At 42.9% G+C, this 19854-nt stretch carries 13 protein-coding genes, 2 pseudogenes and 1 CRISPR repeat array; of the genes and pseudogenes, 12 read left to right on the plus strand and 3 right to left on the minus strand.

Going from position 1 to position 19854, the window contains the following annotated elements:
• Positions 1-401 precede the first annotated feature (401 nt).
• From ACO0KY_RS19075 to catB, 5 genes and pseudogenes are all read left to right on the plus strand, one after another.
• A complete protein-coding gene (locus ACO0KY_RS19075) occupies positions 402-836 on the plus strand; it encodes a hypothetical protein (RefSeq protein WP_422988477.1) in 435 nt (144 codons plus the stop codon).
• 310 nt (positions 837-1146) lie between these two features.
• Complete coding sequence (locus ACO0KY_RS19080) at positions 1147-2805, plus strand: methyl-accepting chemotaxis protein (protein WP_423048737.1); 1659 nt, start codon at positions 1147-1149, stop codon at positions 2803-2805.
• 534 nt (positions 2806-3339) lie between these two features.
• A pseudogene (locus tag ACO0KY_RS19085) lies at positions 3340-3735 on the plus strand (IS6 family transposase); the annotation flags it as partial.
• Positions 3736-3830: 95 nt separating this feature from the next.
• The gene (locus ACO0KY_RS19090; protein WP_423048739.1) at positions 3831-4433 is read left to right on the plus strand and encodes a hypothetical protein; all 603 of its coding nucleotides are present in this window, start codon (positions 3831-3833) and stop codon (positions 4431-4433) included.
• Positions 4434-5743: 1310 nt separating this feature from the next.
• The gene (gene catB / locus ACO0KY_RS19095) at positions 5744-6376 is read left to right on the plus strand and encodes a type B chloramphenicol O-acetyltransferase (RefSeq protein ID WP_423048758.1); all 633 of its coding nucleotides are present in this window, start codon (positions 5744-5746) and stop codon (positions 6374-6376) included.
• Between the two features lie 46 nt (positions 6377-6422).
• Here the strand turns inward: catB and ACO0KY_RS19100 are convergent.
• Positions 6423-6533, minus strand: a pseudogene (locus ACO0KY_RS19100) (hypothetical protein); the annotation flags it as partial.
• A gap of 585 nt (positions 6534-7118) precedes the next feature.
• A complete protein-coding gene (locus ACO0KY_RS19105) occupies positions 7119-7973 on the minus strand; it encodes a WYL domain-containing protein (protein ID WP_423048741.1) in 855 nt (284 codons plus the stop codon).
• Between the two features lie 151 nt (positions 7974-8124).
• On the opposite strand from ACO0KY_RS19105, the gene cas1f reads away from it, so the two are divergent.
• From cas1f to ACO0KY_RS19140, 7 genes are read left to right on the plus strand one after another with little or no spacing between them, the layout of a single operon-like run.
• Positions 8125-9192 (plus strand): type I-F CRISPR-associated endonuclease Cas1f, encoded by a 1068-nt coding sequence (gene cas1f, locus ACO0KY_RS19110; RefSeq protein ID WP_423048742.1) that lies wholly within the window; start codon positions 8125-8127, stop codon positions 9190-9192.
• Positions 9189-12506 carry a type I-F CRISPR-associated helicase Cas3f gene (gene cas3f, locus ACO0KY_RS19115; protein WP_423048744.1) on the plus strand — a complete coding sequence of 1106 codons (3318 nt, stop codon included), beginning with the start codon at positions 9189-9191 and terminating at the stop codon, positions 12504-12506. The genes cas1f and cas3f overlap by 4 nt, the downstream gene beginning before the upstream one ends.
• Positions 12506-13810 (plus strand): type I-F CRISPR-associated protein Csy1, encoded by a 1305-nt coding sequence (locus ACO0KY_RS19120; RefSeq protein ID WP_423048746.1) that lies wholly within the window; start codon positions 12506-12508, stop codon positions 13808-13810. The genes cas3f and ACO0KY_RS19120 overlap by 1 nt, the downstream gene beginning before the upstream one ends.
• Positions 13807-14727: a type I-F CRISPR-associated protein Csy2 gene (gene csy2 / locus ACO0KY_RS19125; RefSeq protein ID WP_423048748.1), complete on the plus strand. Its 921-nt coding sequence runs from the start codon at positions 13807-13809 to the stop codon at positions 14725-14727. The genes ACO0KY_RS19120 and csy2 overlap by 4 nt, the downstream gene beginning before the upstream one ends.
• A gap of 30 nt (positions 14728-14757) precedes the next feature.
• Positions 14758-15825: a type I-F CRISPR-associated protein Csy3 gene (csy3, locus tag ACO0KY_RS19130; RefSeq protein WP_423048750.1), complete on the plus strand. Its 1068-nt coding sequence runs from the start codon at positions 14758-14760 to the stop codon at positions 15823-15825.
• A 2-nt stretch (positions 15826-15827) separates the two neighbouring features.
• Positions 15828-16430: a type I-F CRISPR-associated endoribonuclease Cas6/Csy4 gene (cas6f, locus tag ACO0KY_RS19135; protein ID WP_423048752.1), complete on the plus strand. Its 603-nt coding sequence runs from the start codon at positions 15828-15830 to the stop codon at positions 16428-16430.
• Positions 16431-16449: 19 nt separating this feature from the next.
• Positions 16450-16623, plus strand: a complete 174-nt coding sequence (locus tag ACO0KY_RS19140; RefSeq protein ID WP_423048754.1) for a hypothetical protein — start codon at positions 16450-16452, stop codon at positions 16621-16623.
• A 793-nt stretch (positions 16624-17416) separates the two neighbouring features.
• A CRISPR array of direct repeats spans positions 17417-19364; the repeat unit is 28 nt; unit sequence GTTCACTGCCGCACAGGCAGCTTAGAAA.
• Between the two features lie 26 nt (positions 19365-19390).
• Here ACO0KY_RS19140 and ACO0KY_RS19145 read toward each other — a convergent pair.
• A partial coding sequence (locus ACO0KY_RS19145; protein ID WP_423048756.1) for an integrase core domain-containing protein occupies positions 19391-19854 on the minus strand: 464 nt, incomplete at its 5' end.

The following is a 19854-nucleotide window of genomic DNA, read 5'->3' on the forward strand; positions in this document are numbered from 1 at the left end:
GATGGCCTCCTTGCGTTCTGCTGGATAACGATTCACTGCATGTCTTTACTCCGCCCCAATACGGTTGATGTGAATTAATTGACGCGACATCTATCCTGACATAGGGGGTAATTCGCATAAATTGGTGTATTCCTCAGTCTTATCAAAAAAAGTAATTGTGCTGTGAGAAATCTAAAAAGATTCACCTTGTTTGCTATTGGTCGATTCTGGAATAGTTTTTTTCTAAGAAAAAGTCGCTAATCAAAGCTTGATTCAAATCAAGGGGGTGTTAATCTTTATCACCTAGTCTTAGCTTAGACGGTGAATGCCCTTGGTTATATTCGGAATGCCGATGTGCTCTCTCCTGAACAAAAGGTAGCTGTTGCTACTATTCCGATCTATTCGATTCAACGGGCAATCATATGAAAAATCAATTTGCTTTATTTGTATTTTACGGAACATTGTTAGCCTTCACACCAATGGCATGGAGTAGTGACGCAGCTTCAGATAAAGCGCAGGTAGAACAGCAAACAATCACACTTCCTGAGCTGAAAAAAGCAGTCATTGGCGTCACTGGCATTGATGATGCAAAATTGCAGGTCATATCGACCGCACATCTAATTACAATCACGCTCGTTGATGGGAAATTAAATACGGCAGATAGATCGGAGCGTGAAGCCGAGGCGCAAGAAATTGCGGCTAAAGTAGAAGCAATCGTCTCACATAAAACGGAGTTCTCAAGAATTGCTACGATTCACGTCAATTACGTCAAAAGTGCGGGTAAAAAACTTAAACCTGTTCAGCAATTTGATTTCAATAAATCACCAGCGGGCAGCTTCCCAATTCACAAGAGCTAATTTTTATCCTTGAGCGTGCGCTTACCTCGCTTAATTTACTAACCACTGAAAAGAACAATCGCGCGCATTATTTATTTCTTGTTATTATTGCTCGGCTTGACTAAGTTGAAACGTTTAAATTCATCGCGCAGGTTGGTGTTTCTGGTTGATTAGAAATGCAAACGATTATTTCATGAAATTGAATTAACAAAAATCAACTTTTTGTTTTCAAATTTTACTGACATTATTATCCACAAGAAATATTGAATAAATAGGCTTTACGAACTCTAAACAAATTTCAAAACTTAATTTTCTAGCCAGGAGAATGCCCGTGAAAATTTCAAATTTTAAAATTGGTACACGTCTTGGACTAGGGTTTGGTGTCGTAATACTGTTATTGATCATTATTTCCATTTTGAGCGTCACCTACTTAAATAGTGGAAGCAAAAACACAGACGCGATTGTCAACGATCGCTATGCAAAGATCGCATTGGCCATTCAGGTCAGGGGCAATACCAATACTGAGGCGCGTAATTTGCGCAATGCCTTGCTTGCACCGACACCCGAAGAAGCAAAGAGATTTATCGAATTAGCTGCCGATGCGGAAAAGAAAAATCCAGCGATCATGTCTCGACTTGAAAAGCTGATGAATACCCCAAAAGGGAAAGAACTTTTCAAAGCAATGACCGATGCCCGCACTGCATATCATGCTGCTGCGGATAAAGAGCTAAAGTTAATTGAAGAAGGTGCGAAAGATAATGCAACCGAGTTCTTGTTCAAGGAAGTAATCCCACCGCAAAATGCACTCTTCGGTGCTATAGAGAAATTTGATGAGTTTCAGACAGAGGTGATGGAAAACACTGCCAAGGAAACTCTTGAGCAGGCTAATGCAGCAACAACTTTCGTGATCATATTGTCTGCTCTCGCTGCCCTGTTCGCATCTGTTATTGGTGTCTTTGTTACTCGCTCCATTATACGTCCAATCAATGAAGCGGTAAAAGTTGCGCAGACTGTGGCTGCTGGTGACTTAACTAGCCGCATTGAAGTAAACTCAACAGACGAAACAGGTCAGTTGATGCAAGCGCTCAAGGAAATGAACGACTCACTACAGAGCATTGTTACTCAAGTACGATCTGGAACGGATACCATAGCAACGGCGTCAACTCAGATTGCTACGGGAAACTTGGACTTGTCTTCCCGTACTGAACAGCAAGCCAGCTCTCTTGAGGAGACTGCATCTTCAATGGAAGAGATTACTTCTACAGTTCAACAAAACGCTGACAACGCTCGTCAAGCCAATAGCTTGGCTAAAACTGCATCTGAGGTCGCAATCAAAGGCGGTAGCGTGGTTTCAGAAGTGGTTGGTACAATGAATTCAATTAGCGAGTCAGCAAAGAAAATCGTCGATATTATTAGTGTGATCGACGGCATTGCGTTTCAGACGAATATTCTTGCTTTGAATGCCGCAGTTGAAGCAGCAAGAGCGGGAGAGCAAGGGCGTGGCTTCGCAGTTGTTGCGTCTGAGGTGCGAAATCTGGCGCAACGTAGCGCAAGTGCAGCGAAAGAAATCAAAACACTGATCGGTGATTCCGTAGAAAAAGTTGAGGCTGGAAGTAGATTGGTTGGCGTTGCTGGGACAACGATGGCTGAAGTAGTACAAAGCGTCAAACGTGTGACCGATGTCATCAGTGAAATTACCGCTGCAGGTCAGGAACAAACGACCGGTATTGAGCAGATCAACACAGCTATTATCGAAATGGACAATGTGACACAACAAAATGCGGCCTTAGTTGAAGAGGCTGCCGCTGCGGCAGGATCACTGCAAGACCAAGCGAAAAACCTTGCCCACATTGTGAGCGTTTTCAAAATAGACGCGACACGTAACATTGCCGCCAACACGATTAAATTGATTCGGCCAATGCAGCAAGGGACTAGCGCTCGTTCTGCCTCAATCGCGATAAATACTAAGCGTCTAATTCGGAATACTTAAAAAATATTTAACTTATAGGAAAATCGACTGAGGAGAGCAATCCGACCGATTTTTCTGATTGGGAAACATTTTGATTCGTTAATGCAGTACATTGCCAGACTATTATTGAAATATTTCATATCCTAGCGATTGACTCCGTCCTGGCAATTACCGAATCGTCTCAACGACTGCAATCTGGGTTGTGCCGTCATAAATTATAAAAATTGCTGTTTTGATTTTTTAATTTATTGTTTGCCGACTGTGTATGCCTGCAATGCGCGGGACAGGAGCCATTCAACAAATTCAGTTTCGGGCGCTTGGCGGCACGTAGCTGACGTTCGAAGTGTTTTCATTTGCTCCACTATTACTCGGATGGGTAGAATAAAACTAATTAGAAACTTCGTTTTAGCTACTCAGATGCTAATTTTGCTTTCTGGTTGCATGACCATATGGTGTGGAGATTCTGCGTCGTATACAACTGCTGGCCAGGTTCAATGTAAGTAATCTGGAGGATTGTGTCGCAATAAGAGTATCTGGTAAAGTTTGATATGGACGATTTTCGCAAAAAGCCTCATCAAAAGCACTCTCCATAAGGTTCTCAAACGACTGCATTATCTGTTGGAAGCAATGATGTTTTGTGTGCGCTGGTCCGTGGCCTACCCATTGAGTTTTCGTCACATCGAAGAAATCTTGGAAGAACGCGGCGTTGTCGTTGATCGCGCCACAGTACATCGTTGGACTGTAAAGATGTTGCCAGTGCTGGCCAAAATATTTCGTTCGCGTAAGCGTTCCGTAGGTCGAAGTTGGCGCATGGTTGAGACGTATATCAAGGTCAAGGGGCAACGGAAAAATTTGTATCGCGCCGTTGACCGTCAGGGATAAACCATCGATTTTCTGCTCACGGCCAAACGCGATCTGACCGCAGCACGAAGTTTCTTTGACCGTGGCATAGCTTTTAATTTTTCGTGACATTACTACTTTCCGCGCTTATGCTACCTTATTGCGACACAACCGTCTGGTCAGCCACTACTTCAAAAGGTGATTCAATGAAAAAGCATTTTTTGCGGATGTTTATCTTCTTGGCGGTGATGTGTGCACAATCTTGGATGACAATGACCGCGCACGGCCAACAGATAAAAAAAAATGAAGTGAAAACTAATTTGGAGTCTCTCAATGATATCGATTGCGTAAAGGCATCTGATATGAAAAATATATACAGCCCGGTAGATTTGAGTATGTCGATGCTGCGATGTGTTCAACAAGGAAGATTCGACGACGCCGTATTTATTTTTGCACTCTCAGGTGTCTATGGGAGTTTCGATACCCTTCGCGTTTCAGATCAGTCGGCTCATCAAGCAGTAATGGTACTGCGGATGGCTACGTTGGAGGCGATGACGCCAGACAATAAGACATCGTTCATGAACCAAGTTAACACCACGCTTGGTGATGATGCAAAGCGTACGGAAATATGTCAGAAGATCGAAAGTATTGGTGCGCCAAAGTATTACCCGCAATACATGGTGCAACATGGTATTAAAGCCCTCATGGGTAATTCTAATGGCGATGGCTTGATTCAACATTTTGATCGACGCACAGGGATGAGGAGCGCACTTATTAGTTATCTCCATTGTCCAGATAATAATAGGTAATAAAAACAGAAGGGCGCAGAGATGCAGCCCTTTGTCATTTTTGCTCTTGTGACGACATTGAGCCAGTGTGGGCATTGTCAGGTTAATTAAAAAAATTGCTGAGTCTAAATCTTAGTCGAAAGATTCGCAAAATCCATATGAAATTTACGCAACGGCGATTGGAGAGTGAATAACTTCGGACCAACTTGCAAAACGTCTGTGCATCATCTCACGATAATTTTTTGCACTTAGTAGTTGACGACCATGCTTAAAAAAAGAAGAGAGAACGCTAAAGGTTGTTAAGATCCGTTGAGCACGCCGACTGGTTTTGAATCCCCGCATTCGCCGCGCGCGCGCGCGTTGTTTGATGAGAATTTTCGGTGCGACTGTTGGCACCTTTATCCTGCACATATTTAGCTGCTGCGTAACTTCCAAGTTTGCCGGTGACAATAACGCGGGGAATGTACTGTAATTTTTTCAGACGACTATGAAAAAATTTCTTCGTCATTTATACATGAAGTTTGTCTAATCGATGTTCCAACGCATTGAGAGGTTTAGATGAAGCGATTTATTTAAGGTGAGCAACGTATACAAAGTACTCTGCTGCCAGAGATGCTCGATGACTATGTAACGGAAGAGAATCCGGTACGCGTGGTTGCTGTGTTTATCGATAATTTTGATCTCATTGCACTGGGGTTTGATGGCGTGACACACGCCGTGAAAGGGTGACCTTCTTATCATCGCGCTGTTCTCTTAAAGCTCTACGTTTACGGCTACTGGGCATCGGGCTGCAAGGCATGTCCTTTGAATGATCAGTGCACGCCAAGAAACTAGATACGCGTCAGCCTCTGGAGAAATAAAGCAGTGCTCAATGAGATGCAAAGAAGGTTCGATAAATTTCCAACAGTGATGCGGATCAGACGGGAAACGGTACAGCATACTTACAGCACGATTAAATCCTGGATGGGCGCGCAACACTTCCAGATGAAAACGTTCAAACACATTACCGCAGAAATGAGCTTGCATATAACATGAAGCGAGCGATGAAAATTCTGAGCATCATTCCGTTAATGAAAGCAATGAAGAACTGAGAGGGTTTATATTGTCGCTCGTCTTCATACAGCTTCCTAGAAGCGATTAGGGTAATAAAATAAACGGATGTCGTGAAATTGAAGAATTCAGATTAAACTACAGCGTCACGAGTGTCTTTAAAACGGCGTTATAGAGGCTCACGTGTTGAACGCCTTGGAATTTGTGTTTTTACACGGCCTCGGCACTTAGCCGCCATTCCAGGCATGGCAATTAATATGAAAATAAAAAAATTATTAACGATGATTAATTACTTCGATAGTCCCTTTAAAGGAAAGCAGCTTGTTGATCAGGTTAATAATCCAAATATTTTGGTCGGACGTTTTAGCTATTATTCTGGTTATTACCACGGTCATTCATTCGATGATTGCGCTCGCTTTCTATCATCGGAATCGAAAGATATTGATAAACTGATCATTGGCAGCTTCTGTTCTATCGGTTCAGGTGCATCTTTCATCATGGCAGGCAATCAAGGCCATCGATATGATTGGGTAACTTCGTTTCCGTTTTTTTATATGAAGGAAGAAGTGGCATTCAAAGATGCAGTAGATGCATTTCAAAAAGTGGGGGATACGGTTGTAGGTAGCGATGTGTGGATTGGTTCCGAAGCAATGATCATGGCTGGAATAAAAATTGGGCATGGTGCAGTCATAGGAAGCAGAGCACTGGTTACGAAAGATGTAGAGCCATACACAATGGTAGGTGGGAATCCCGCAAAAATTATAAAAAAGCGTTTTTCAGAGGAGGAAATTTCAATGTTGTTAGAAATAGAATGGTGGGACTGGCCGCTTGAAAAGATTGAGGGGGCGATGTCTTTCCTATGTTCATCTGATATTGCTGGTCTATACCGATATTCGAAAAAGTATGCTGCCTAGCGGCAAAGCTTGTAACGGTAGCCGGATACTGGAAGCGCAAGCTGCGGTAAATGACTTTGGTCTCAAAGTAGCCGTGTAGATCTTTCGGAATATTGAGACGAAAGTACAAAACACCATGTCTGTTGCGGTGTAAATTGGAAGGTAATTTGATGCCCATTTTGTGCGATATGTGACACTCATATGTGACACTTGACAAAAACAGGGCGTAAAAACCAAAAAAGCCCTTGAAAAATCAAGAGCTTAGTATCTGGTTGGTGCGAGAGCCGGAATCGAATAATTAAACTAAGTCTTTGATTTAAATGAATTTTATTTTCCTATTTTTTCTCTATGGATGAAAATATGGATAATAAAAAAATCCCTTAAAATAGTGTTATTAGTGCAATTAAAAACACGCTCCCTTATTTCTTTTTATTATATTCAATTTATTTTGCATGCGAATATTGTATAGTTTTCGCATGTAAAAAAGAAGCTTTAACCCCTTTCTTTCGGAAAAGGGGTTCCATAGAACAAGTTGAGTGCTTGGAGTTTTTTCACCAAATAACATGTTTGGCAATCCTTTACAGAACGCTCCTTTGAAAAACGAAGCTTGGGAAAATCTGAGCTAAGCATAAAGGTGCCCTATAGATTTTATAATTTGTGTGGTCTACAGAAATTTTGGTATCGGCGCACCAAGTTATTTACAATAATCACAAGTGATCCGAGTCAATGTTTAGTCTATTAGAGTATTCATGTTTTCTGAAATTTAAAATAGGTATTTTTCAATTTCGCTAAAATTTGCGACGATGATTTGTTGCGCCTCAGGCCGCACATCCTGGATTTTAGGATCAATGTTAAATGTCTTGAGCGTGTAATAAACCAATGGCGCTCTTGTTTTTACCTCAAGATATCCATTCTTCATGTTGAAATCACGTTCGATGATTTGTCGTTGTTCGGTCTTTAATCTACTATCTGGTGAAATTTTTATCGTTACCTGAGTATTCCACAACACATCCTCATCTGAGGTGTTTTTACTTATCAGTGATACTTCAGGATGTCCTCTGAATCGACTTAAAACAAAATCTCGATAGTCACGATTTTTTTCACAATACGCGCGGACGTGCCAACGTAATGGAGTGCATACCAGCGTATGTGGAACAATTATTCGCTCTTCTTCAACCGCCGTTTCCATCGATATGTAGCATAACTCTACACGTCTTTTTTCTCTTGCCGCTTGTACCAATGCCCTTAGCATCTGCGGTTCGATGTTCCTAATTGGTACATGTAGTATCTCAGTATGAGCGAACCCTATATCTAATCCTGAGAAGGTATGTGCGATATCTTTGCTTCTGCTAAGAATATGCAAATATTCATCTGCTGTTCCGGTTGTGACCTTCGGAGAAAATGCATTGCTAGGTACATATCCTTTTGCATATTTGTCATAAAACAAATTGCCAGGGGCGATGTCATGTAAATATGTATTGATATCTTTACTAGCTTGTTGACGGCCAATTCCAAAACTGTTGCATAGGTGATTAGTTGTTAATCGACCTTCCCATTTCGCAACTATTTCAATCAATCGGTAGCGCGTCAATAAATCCCACCTAATTGCCCATTTCATATTTCGTTATCCAGATATGATTGAAAAATCGACATGTATATGTAGTCAGTATAGACATGTATTTCGTATCTGTATATTATTGTTTGCATAATGAAAATATTGAATAAATATTATTTTCTAATGTGGCTTAAATGTAAAGTGTACAGACGACATGCAAGACTTTTCACCATCAGACTTAAAAGCCATACTGCACTCAAAGCGAGCAAATCTCTATTACTTAGAGCACTGTCGAGTTTTGCAAAAAGATGGTCGCGTTTTGTATCTGCAAGAAGCCAAGAACGAAAATCACTATTGGAATATCCCATTCGCAAATACTACCGTACTCATGTTGGGAAGCGGTACTTCCATCACGCATGCCGCCGTTAGAATGCTGGCACGTGCCGGCGTGCTAGTCGGCTTTTGCGGTGGTGGCGGCACGCCGCTGTACATGGGCAATGAGATTGAATGGATGACACCGCAAAGCGAATATCGTCCAACGCAATACTTACAAGGTTGGTGCTCATTCTGGTTTGATGATGAACAACGCTTAGCCGCAGCCAAACAATTGCAACAAGCGCGCATAGCTTTCTTAAGCCAAGTCTGGCAAAAAGACAAAGACCTCAAAACAGAAGGTTTTGACATCAACGACAGTGAAATTCAAGCTGCACTTACGCACTGCAGTCAAAGAATTGAACACGCCAACAAAGCCGCGGAGTTACTTTTAAACGAAGCCCAACTCACCAAACTACTTTACAAATACGCAGCCAAGCACACCAAACAAAACGGCTTTACACGTCAACATCAAGAAACCGACAAAGCCAACGCCTTTCTCAATCACGGCAACTACCTCGCCTACGGCGTGGCCGCCTGCACGCTTTGGGTACTAGGTATACCGCACGGTTTTGCCGTCATGCACGGCAAAACCCGCCGTGGCGCATTGGTCTTCGACGTCGCCGATCTCATCAAAGACGCCATCGTTCTTCCATGGGCATTTATCTGCGCCAAAGAAAACGCCACCGAGCAAGAATTTCGCCAGCAATGCTTACAAGCCTTTACCAACCACAAAGCGCTCGATTTTATGTTCGACCAAATCAAAGCAATCGCATTACGTGGCGAAGCAGAACAAGATGCTGTTATCGCTTCTGAAGCAATGATAGATGAGACGTCGAATGAAGAGTCAAATGATGAAATTGGTGATGTGGGCGATGACGAAACTACCAAAGGAGACACACCATCATGATGGTCACCTTCATTTCACAATGCCAAAAAAATGCCCTCAAAAAAACACGCCGCGTACTGGATGCATTCGCCGATCGCATTGGTGACAATACCTGGCAAACAGTGATTACCGAAGACGGTTTAGCGGTGGTCAAAAAAATGCTGCGCCAGACGGCGAGTAAAAATACAGCGGTGGCGTGTCATTGGATACGTAGCCGTGCGCGTAGTGAATTTATTTGGGCGGTGGGGAATAAAGGGATGTTTAATGAGATGGGAATAGTGCCGGTGAATAGTACGCAAAAAGAAATGAAAATGAAGGAAAGTAATTGGCACTATTTGCCGCTGATTAACGTGTGTACTGCGTTGGCTGCGCTATTGCATGATTGGGGCAAGGCATCTCTTTGTTTTCAAAATAAACTGTCTGCGCATAAAGCGATGAGTGATCCACTGCGGCACGAGTGGGTCTCGTGTTTATTGCTAAATGCCTTTATTGATGACGCGGATAACGATGAACAATGGTTGAAACGCTTGATTGATGGTGAAGTTAATGAAGAAAAATTAAAGCAATTTTTAACCAAAAATGCTACTAAAAAGCCACTAAAAAATTTACCACCACTTGCCAGTTTGGTTGCTTGGCTCATTCTTACCCACCATAAACTGCCTACTCTGTCTAAAGTTATTTGCGAAGAAAAATGGCGTGACGAAGCATGTAATTCATTAAGTCAGGCGAATAAATGGTTTGAAAGTTTTTGGGGCTATGACAATCCACACAGTGAAATCAAGCTAACCGATTGTTTCAACTTTCCACATGGCTTGTTAAGCGAATCAGAACAATGGTTAAAACAGATCAAAAAATGGGCAGCTAAAGCCATTGCAGAAAAGTCTCTGTTGGCTGCGTCTATGGAAAATGGTGTCTGGCGGGTCGTTTTGCACCACGCGCGTCTATCCTTAATGCTAGGCGACCACTTATATTCGTCCAAGCCCGCTGATCAAAATTGGAAAAGTAGTTTGACGATTTATGCCAACACCGATAGTCAAACAAGCCAGCTTAAACAAAAACTAGATGAACATTTATGCGGTGTCGCCAAACAAGCATTGAATGCGGCACATTGGTTGCCTGCATTTGAGCGTGAATTGCCGTTTGCTGATTCGACCAAAAGTCTTAAAGAAAAAAGCCCCAAAGAATTCGCATGGCAAGACAAAATCGTTACGCAGATAGGGCGCTGGCGCGAGATAGAACTCGATCAAAAGACTGACGCTCAGTTTGGATTTTTCACCGTCAATATGGCAAGTACCGGATGTGGAAAAACTTTTGCTAATGCCAAAATTATGCGCTCCCTTTCGCGTGATGCAAACAACTTACGTTATATCCTAGCATTGGGATTGCGTACTCTGACCATTCAAACAGGAGATGAATACAAACAGCGGATTGGTTTGGATGATACCGAGCTTGCTGTTTTAATTGGCTCTAAAGCAGTCATGGATTTGCACAAGGCGCATCAGGGCGATGATGTTGAAAAAACGACGCAAGAAGAATTTGGCTCTGAATCGGCAGAATCATTGATGGATGGAGAGCTACGCTATAACTGTGACATTCCCGTAGAAGGCTTAGCTACTGTACTTACCACTAATAAGGATCGGCAGTTTCTCTATGCGCCTGTTCTTGTCTGCACCATTGATCACATCATGGCCGCGACAGAGACAACCCGTGGTGGGCGCTATATTTTGCCGTGTTTACGCTTGATGTCATCTGATCTCGTGATTGATGAAATTGACGATTTTGACGGTGGCGATTTGATTGCCATTGCCCGTTTAGTGCATTTGGCTGGAATGCTTGGGCGTAAAGTGATGATTTCTTCAGCGACAATTCCACCGGATTTAGCACTAGGCTATTTCCATGCTTATCAACAAGGATGGCAATTATTTGCGAAAAGCCGCGAAATGCCCTTTAAAGTAGGTTGTGCATGGGTGGATGAATTTAGTGCGCAAGTTGAAAGCATATCGATGCTGGCAACGACACAAGGCGAAATGAGTTTTGATTCCTATCACCAAAAATTTATTGATAAACGCGTCAAAAATCTTTCACGGCAAATCGCTAAACGTAAAGCACAGATTACACCGATCAAAGAATCGGGCGAAAGAGCGCCAAACAGTTTGCAAAACGCTTTTTTTGAAACGGTGCAGGAAGCTGTTATCCAAAAACATCTGGAACATCATCAAATCGACCCCAATACAAATACAAAAGTATCGTTCGGTGTAGTACGTGTAGCGAACATACCTCCTTGTGTCGCGCTTGCTGAATATTTGATGATGGCAGACTGGCCGAATGATATTGAAGTCAAAGTCATGGTCTATCACAGCCAGCAAGTCTTGTTGATGCGCAGTGTGCAAGAGAAGCATCTTGATGAAGTTTTAAAACGCAAAGATCCATTAGCAGTGTTTGCACACCCCCACATCAAACTGCAACTAGCCACAACAACAGCGCCGAATGTTATTTATATTTTGGTCGCAACGCCAGTCGAAGAAGTCGGGCGCGATCACGATTTTGATTGGGCTGTGGTTGAGCCATCTTCTTATCGTTCCATTATTCAGTTGGCTGGGCGTGTTCTACGTCATCGCAACATTGAACCAACATTGCCGAATATGGTCTTAATGGAATACAACCTCAAAGGCATCCAGCAACGAAATGTGCCCGCCATTGATCGTAAAGCCGTATTTTGTCGACCCGGCTATGAGAGCGATGCGCTACCTTTAAGTAGCCATCGCCTCAATGATTTGCTTGATGAAGCATTGATCGGTGAGCGTATTAATGCAGTGCCGCGTATTTCTCGTTCAACCATTCTTGATCCAAACTATCGTTTGGCAGATTTAGAACATCAAGCAATCGCCAATTTGCTGACTCAATTCACGACTAAAGGGCCAGAGACACTAGAAGGGTGGCTGCGTCATTGCTGGTGGCTTACTGCATTGCCACAACAACTCAATCGTTTTCGTGATAGCCGCCCTAAACAAATTTTGTATCTGGTACCGCAAAATGCGGATGATCCAGCAAGTAAATTTGTTTTTATGGAAAAAGACCAGAAAGGGAAATTATCCAAGGCTGAACAGTTACAAAACATACGTCACAAGGATGATGCTGCACCTAACAGTCGTTTCTGGTTACAGCGCGACTATCACACCATTTTGCAAGCTACCGCACAGAGCTTTGGGATTAGCGAGGAAAAAACAGCATCAAGATTTGGGGAAATTTCTATCCCATTAAATGAAGACGGGCAAAAGAAATTTAGTTATTCGCCACAGCTTGGGCTAACAGAAGTTAAACAAGGGAAATTATGATGGAAGCAAAACGACTAATTGAGGACTTTCTTCTCAAGAAAAAAGCAGAATTTCTTGAAAAGAAAGTGGCAGCGGAGATCAAGACGAAAAAGGATAAATCTGCACCTGCCATTGATGCTGCGCGGCAAAAACACCAGCCTGATGCGGAAAGTAAATACGCCATCAATACATGGTTTGAAAAAGCGATAAAAGATGCGAAGCCAAATGTTACAACACATCCTGCCAAATTCACCAATCCCAAAATTAAAGGGGCAAGCGCCAGTATGTTTTATGGCACTTTCCGTAAAGACGGCTACGTAAAGACCGGTAACGTCGAGTTAGAAACGAGATTTGATGTATCAGGAAATTCAGCAACCAACACAATTATTTTCGAGTTATGCGCTTTACTTTCGATTGAATTAAACAGCGGCCAAAAACTCGTCAATCTCTTCGAAAATGAAGATGAAGGATTGAAAAACTTTGTTGAAAGTTTGGCGCTAAATTTTCAATCTGTAAAAAGAAAATGTTTGTCTGTTTACTCGGGCGAAGATGCCTCGCGAGTGACTCATGATCTGATACGGCAAGTCTATTTTCCAAGTGATGCTGGCTATCATCTACTTTCGATCACTACACCTTCGATGTTGATGTTTGAAGTCAAAAAAAGAATTGATGGGTTGGATAAGTGGATTGACGGAAGTCCTGTCAGAAAACTGAAAACCGAGAATAAATTTTATGCTGATGGATTTGACGAAATCCCCAATTTGACCGAAATGGGGTTTGGTCATGACGATTTTAAAAAGATGGGCAATGTAAGCTACCTCAATGTCAAAAATTTTGGTATCGCTTATCTAATTCCAAGTCTTCCACCATCATTAACACCTGAGTCAACACGCTTACCAACAACAGATTTCTTCAGTAATTGTTTATGGCCAAATCAATTCAAGACCCACTTTGAATTGCTTCATAGATGGCTGTTGGATAGTCGCAACAATATCCAAGTGCGCACACGTCGCGATGAAATATTACTAGAAATTTTTGATGATATTGTCAAAAAAATTTGGCAGTTACGCGCTGTAGATCTGGCGTGGTCGTCAAAAGAGCGTTTTTCTGCTCTGCCAAAATTACAAAAAATCGTTCTCGATGATCTTTGGCACAACGAGCGAATAAATGATGAGCAGTTTCTGGACGAATTTCTTCGGGACATAGCGCGCTGGATGGTTCTGGCTTATAAAAAAGTTCTTGGGAAAAGTTCTTTAGCGCTCAATGATGACGAACTAAAACATGTAACCCAATTAATTCAGGAACAGAAGGAGGCACTGCTATGAGTATAAAACGTATCTTGTTATTGCCACATATAAACATACAAAATGCAAATGCTTTATCAAGTCCCTACACCATCGGCTTCCCAGCGATGACGGCATGGTTGGGTGCAGCCCATGCTTTGCAAAGGAAATTAGTAGCTGCTGGATTTGATGATTTAATTTTTAAGCGAGTTGGGGTGGTATGCCATCACATTAATTTGCAAACCTACAAAGGTCGAGGCGACTATGTTTATTCCATTATCGGCACAGGTAATCCACTTGATCAAGACGGCAATCGCCCTGCTTTTAATGAAGAAGCACGTTGCCATTTAGAAGTCTCTTTAGTGATTGAAACTAAAGGCATTGATAAGGATGACGAAGAAGAAGTTATGCCCCTCCTGCTGAGTTTTTTACACAGTCAATTAAAGATGGCAGGCGGGGATATAGTGTCTGCATCGACGCCAGAATTTATCAAAATCAATCAAGATGATTCGCAAGAATTCAGAAAATTGGCTCACAAATTAATGCCAGGTTTTGCCCTGATTGAACGTCGTGAATTGATGCTTGAAGCCATGCTGCAAGGTCAGGATGCCTTAGATGCGTTGCTTGATTATTTATCCATTAAAAATCATAGCGAAATCGATGAAGATGGCAACGTCAAATGGACGAGCAAACGTAAGTCATCTGGTTGGCTTGTTCCGATTGCAACAGGTTTTCAAGGTATATCACCTGTGACAGAACCGAGTAAAACGCTAAATCAACGTGATCCTTCGACGCCACACCGATTCGCCGAAGCAGTCGTAACCTTAGGTGAATTTATCATGCCATATCGACTTCGATCATTCGACGAATTAATGTGGCACTACCTCTACGATGAACCCAACAATCTTTATCTATGTCAGCAACCGTTACGCCAAGTAGTAATCAATAGCAATTTATAACAATTTAACCGAATATAAAGGAGCAATATCATGGCAACAAGCGCAGCGCAAATAATCGGCAAAGTCTCAGTATTAGCTTTTGAAAAAAAACTTGTCCCTTCAGATGGGTATATGTATGGCACGACATGGGACAATCGCTTTGCGCATACGACGCCACTGGCGTTGATTGAGAAATCAGTACGTGGAACGATTTCCAATCGTTTTAAGAAAAAAGATTCAGATGCATTTATCGCTGATCCAGCAAAACTGGATGCGAAAGTAGAAAGCCCTAATTTGCAAACTGTGGATGTGTGCGCCTTAGGACAAGAACAAGACACGCTTAAATTAACTTTTACACTTAAAGTACTAAGTGGTGTCGAGCGACCGTCAGCATGTAATAACGCTGCTTTTAATCAAAGTTACACCAATGTGGCAAAAGCCTACATTGCAAAATATGGCTTTACCGAGCTGGCAAACCGCTATGCAAGCAATATTGCTAATGCACGTTTCTTGTGGCGTAACCGCGTCGGCGCTGAAAACATCGAGGTACACGTTAAGGTGTTGAATAAAGGTATTGAAGCGAGCTGGGTCTTTAATGCTGTACAAATTCCACTAAGGACGTTTGATGAAAATAATGTACAAATCAGCGAATTAGCCGCACGCATTGCAAGCGCTCTATCGGGGAAAAATGATTTCTTAATGTTAGAAATTAATGCTTATGCGCAGATTGGTAAAGCACAAGAAGTTTATCCAAGTGAAGAACTAGTTTTAGACAAAGGGAATAGCAAATCCAAGAAAAGTAAAATTCTTTATGCGGTCAATAGCCATGCAGCGATGCATTCGCAAAAGATTGGTAATGCTTTGCGGTCAATTGATACTTGGTATCCTAACTATGAAAATTTTGAGACCGGCCCGATTGCGGTAGAACCGTATGGCGCTGTAACAAATTTAGGTGTTGCTTATCGTAACCCGAAAAACAAAGCAGATTTTTATAATTTGTTCGATAAATACTCTCGAGGCAAAGAGCTGGCCAATGCATCTGAAGAACACTATGTCATGGCGGTATTAGTGCGCGGTGGCGTGTTCGGAGAAAGCGCTGGGGAAAGTGCTGGGGAATAGCTATGAAATACTATCTGGACATCACCCTTTTACCAGACGCTGAAGCCAACCTTGGCTTCCTTTGGCAAAAGGTCTTTCAGCAAGTGCATATTGCTTTAGTCGATAACAAAATAGGTGACAACGAATCTGCAGTTGCGCTTTCTATCATCAACTATGGTGACAAGGATTTCCCTTTGGGGAACCAATTGCGGTTGCTGGCTAACACGGACGAGGCTTTGCAAAAATTAGACATTCATCGCTGGTTAAACAGGCTGAGTGACTATTGCCATATTAAGCCGATTAAATCAGTGCCGAAGGATGTTTCGCAATATGCTTGCTTTAAGCGAAAACCAGTTAAGTCCATCGAAAAGAAGGCGCAACGTAGAGCTGTGCATTTAAATAAACCTTACGATGAGGTGTTGGCCTATTTGCGAAAAGAGAACCGGTCTGAAGAATGCAAGCTGCCTTTTATCAATGTAGAAAGTCAGCAAACTAAAAAGCGTTTAGAACAAGGGGAATCGCCCTTTTTCCATATTTTTATAGAACGAGTGCTTACAGATAAACTGGTTGAAGGTAAGTATGATTGTTACGGTCTAAGTAAAGCTGCTACGGTTCCTTGGTTTTAAATTTTGGATCGATTACTTAATGAAAACCAAACTCCAAGTTCTAGATCAACAAGTCGGCATGTCGTCTAAAAATGACATTGAATACATTTGCATCACTGACATTGCGCGTTTTAAGAGCGGAGACAGAACCGATATTGTTGTCGGTAACTGGCTTCGCCGCAATACCGTAGAGTTCTTGGAAATTTGGGAGTAATTGAATAACTCGGATTTTAAACCCATCGAATTTGATGGGTTTAAAAAACAGGCTGGGCTAAATAGTTTTACGCTGACACCCAAGCAATGGATCAAGTCCTCCGGTGCTTTGGGTTTGATCTCAAAAGAGGGATGTTACGGCGGGACTTACGTGCAAAAGGATATTGTGTTTTAATTTGCGAGCTGGATTTGAGTAGAATTTAAACTGTATCTGATTAAAGAATTTCAGCGTCTGAAAGAGAAAGAGTTTGCGCAGCTTGGTTGGGATATTCGACGTAATCTCGCGAAGGTGAGTTGCTAAATTAACACGTATGCGATCAAAGAAAACTTGATACCCGATACGCTCACTAAGCAGCAAATCAACACGGTTTATGCAACGGAAATTGATTTACTCAATACTTTTTTGATATCGCGATACAACAATAGTGTATTGGGAATCCGACGTTTTCTGGCAATTTGCGCGATCACGCAAACATGGATTTGATGAATGTATATTACATCAGCGAAGCTGGAAGTCAGATGGAAGGATTGCAAAGACTCAATATGCTTGCCATCTTACAAATGATGATTTTGTTACGCAGCACGTTTAAGTAATCGAAGTCATAAGTTCATTAATTTGACCTTGTTTGGGTGTTGAATCAAAACGATTGCGACCCTTTTTTTACCAATCAATTTGCTCTTTAAAAAAATATTATAAAAATCAAGCAGTTGCAACAAGCCCTTAGACCATTGGTGAAAACCGAAAAAATTCGCTAAGTGTTTGTTATAACTTATTTTTTTCGCAGTAGAATACAGTTCACTGCCGCACAGGCAGCTTAGAAAGATTTGCTGTAATAACCAGACGCAGCCGATGTGTTCACTGCCGCACAGGCAGCTTAGAAAAACCCTGCATTGCGTTGCATTCGCAGGTATAGGTTCACTGCCGCACAGGCAGCTTAGAAATTGAGCTTGTCCAGGTTGTCCAGCATTGCCCCGTTCACTGCCGCACAGGCAGCTTAGAAACAGTCAGCCGCCATGACTGAAATCTTCTTTGCGTTCACTGCCGCACAGGCAGCTTAGAAATTTTCGTAAGCGCGTACCATCTTCCCGTTCTGGTTCACTGCCGCACAGGCAGCTTAGAAAAGCAAAGGCACGCTTGAGAATGGTCAGGCGTAGTTCACTGCCGCACAGGCAGCTTAGAAAACTCTCAGTCAAAACAGCAAGCGCACTGTTCAGTTCACTGCCGCACAGGCAGCTTAGAAAATCGGCAATTGTCATCTGGGTCGGAAAGGCACGTTCACTGCCGCACAGGCAGCTTAGAAAAGCGACTAGCCAGGTTGTTACAGCTAACGTGTGTTCACTGCCGCACAGGCAGCTTAGAAATTCTAGCACCTCTTCAACTAGTACAAGTAGTTGTTCACTGCCGCACAGGCAGCTTAGAAAAGCATCGACCCGTAACCAAAACGTTCCGTTAGGTTCACTGCCGCACAGGCAGCTTAGAAAAAACATATTCGCAGATTCGAGGTCGCTGGGAAGTTCACTGCCGCACAGGCAGCTTAGAAAACACGACTGAGCACTGTCCGGCTGTGCAATACGTTCACTGCCGCACAGGCAGCTTAGAAAAATTACTTTGCAGCACACAACGCCAAACTTTGGTTCACTGCCGCACAGGCAGCTTAGAAACAAGTGCTTGAAGTGATTTCTTCATCATGCCCGTTCACTGCCGCACAGGCAGCTTAGAAAACTGGCATGGCGACATTAGATTTGCAGTTTATGTTCACTGCCGCACAGGCAGCTTAGAAAACATGCAGCACCCAATGCGTGCCAATGTTTTTGTTCACTGCCGCACAGGCAGCTTAGAAACGAAGAATTGCGTAAATACGAATCGCCAAAACGTTCACTGCCGCACAGGCAGCTTAGAAATGGAGTACCGTTTGACGATGAACCACCGTTGGGTTCACTGCCGCACAGGCAGCTTAGAAATGTATAGGGTCGGCACCAAACTGCGCGGCAGTGTTCACTGCCGCACAGGCAGCTTAGAAATATCGTATCGTTCACAACTACCAATTCAAGCAGTTCACTGCCGCACAGGCAGCTTAGAAATGTAGTGATATTAGTGCATGGACGGGCGGCGCGTTCACTGCCGCACAGGCAGCTTAGAAATAACGCGAATGCGCCAACTTGCATAACCACAGGTTCACTGCCGCACAGGCAGCTTAGAAATGCGTCGCGGCATCAGCTACCACCTTGGCTTCGTTCACTGCCGCACAGGCAGCTTAGAAAGCACAAGAAAACAAGCTGAACGCCATACGCAAGTTCACTGCCGCACAGGCAGCTTAGAAATGGTCTCATCAGTGCCGATTAATTTATATTGCGTTCACTGCCGCACAGGCAGCTTAGAAAGGTTTCTCAGTGAAAAGCGCCCTCTTCTTGACGTTCACTGCCGCACAGGCAGCTTAGAAATCATCTGGAGTGTCTGTCTGATACTCATAAGCGTTCACTGCCGCACAGGCAGCTTAGAAAACCGATCGATAACGCGATCAGGTGATCTTCTTGTTCACTGCCGCACAGGCAGCTTAGAAAAATAACTTGCTCACCTTTGCGCATGACTGCCCGTTCACTGCCGCACAGGCAGCTTAGAAATTTCCCTAAATAATGAAGAAATGAAAACTGTTGTTCACTGCCGCACAGGCAGCTTAGAAAACGAAGGCTCGTGCGGCAGGTGTTGCTGAACGGTTCACTGCCGCACAGGCAGCTTAGAAAACAGACAAAGTGTAAACCTCCCCCAATCAGTGCCATGTATTACTAGAGTTTTGAGGTTGATGAAACAATCGGTATTCAACAGGTGTCATCCCGTTGAGAGAATCATGTGGACATTGCTCGTTGTAATCGTTCATCCACAATTCTGTCCGTTCTTTGACCTCCTGTAAGTTCTTAAAAACATACATATCTAATACCCCTTGGCGGTAGCTGCGGTTGAAGCGTTCAATGAAGCCATTTTGCATGGGTCTACCTGGCTCAATAAACTCCAGGTGGACATCATGCTTTTGCGCCCAATCTGCTAAGGTTGCTGAAATAAATTCAGGTCCGTTGTCCATTCTGATCTGTGCCGGAAAGCCACGCCAGGCAACGATACGCTCCAGCACCCGTACTACACGGGACGCAGGTAAATTCAGATCCACTTCAATCGCTAATACTTCCCGATTAAAATCATCGACCACATTAAACGTACGAAAACGCCTGCCACACCATA

The sequence above is a fragment of the Undibacterium sp. Dicai25W genome (assembly GCF_049340505.1).
In the GTDB taxonomy this organism is placed as follows: Bacteria; Pseudomonadota; Gammaproteobacteria; order Burkholderiales; family Burkholderiaceae_D; genus Undibacterium; species Undibacterium jejuense.

What these genes read in the sequence shown, in the direction of transcription:
- ACO0KY_RS19120 (WP_423048746.1), top strand. Translation starts at nt 12,506, where the DNA reads ATGGAAGCAAAACGACTAATTGAGGACTTTCTTCTCAAGAAAAAAGCA.
- cas6f (WP_423048752.1), top strand. Translation starts at nt 15,828, where the DNA reads ATGAAATACTATCTGGACATCACCCTTTTACCAGACGCTGAAGCCAAC.
- catB (WP_423048758.1), top strand. Translation starts at nt 5,744, where the DNA reads ATGATTAATTACTTCGATAGTCCCTTTAAAGGAAAGCAGCTTGTTGAT.
- cas1f (WP_423048742.1), top strand. Translation starts at nt 8,125, where the DNA reads ATGCAAGACTTTTCACCATCAGACTTAAAAGCCATACTGCACTCAAAG.
- cas3f (WP_423048744.1), top strand. Translation starts at nt 9,189, where the DNA reads ATGATGGTCACCTTCATTTCACAATGCCAAAAAAATGCCCTCAAAAAA.
- ACO0KY_RS19090 (WP_423048739.1), top strand. Translation starts at nt 3,831, where the DNA reads ATGAAAAAGCATTTTTTGCGGATGTTTATCTTCTTGGCGGTGATGTGT.
- ACO0KY_RS19075 (WP_422988477.1), top strand. Translation starts at nt 402, where the DNA reads ATGAAAAATCAATTTGCTTTATTTGTATTTTACGGAACATTGTTAGCC.
- ACO0KY_RS19140 (WP_423048754.1), top strand. Translation starts at nt 16,450, where the DNA reads ATGAAAACCAAACTCCAAGTTCTAGATCAACAAGTCGGCATGTCGTCT.
- ACO0KY_RS19105 (WP_423048741.1), bottom strand. Translation starts at nt 7,973, where the DNA reads ATGAAATGGGCAATTAGGTGGGATTTATTGACGCGCTACCGATTGATT.
- csy2 (WP_423048748.1), top strand. Translation starts at nt 13,807, where the DNA reads ATGAGTATAAAACGTATCTTGTTATTGCCACATATAAACATACAAAAT.
- csy3 (WP_423048750.1), top strand. Translation starts at nt 14,758, where the DNA reads ATGGCAACAAGCGCAGCGCAAATAATCGGCAAAGTCTCAGTATTAGCT.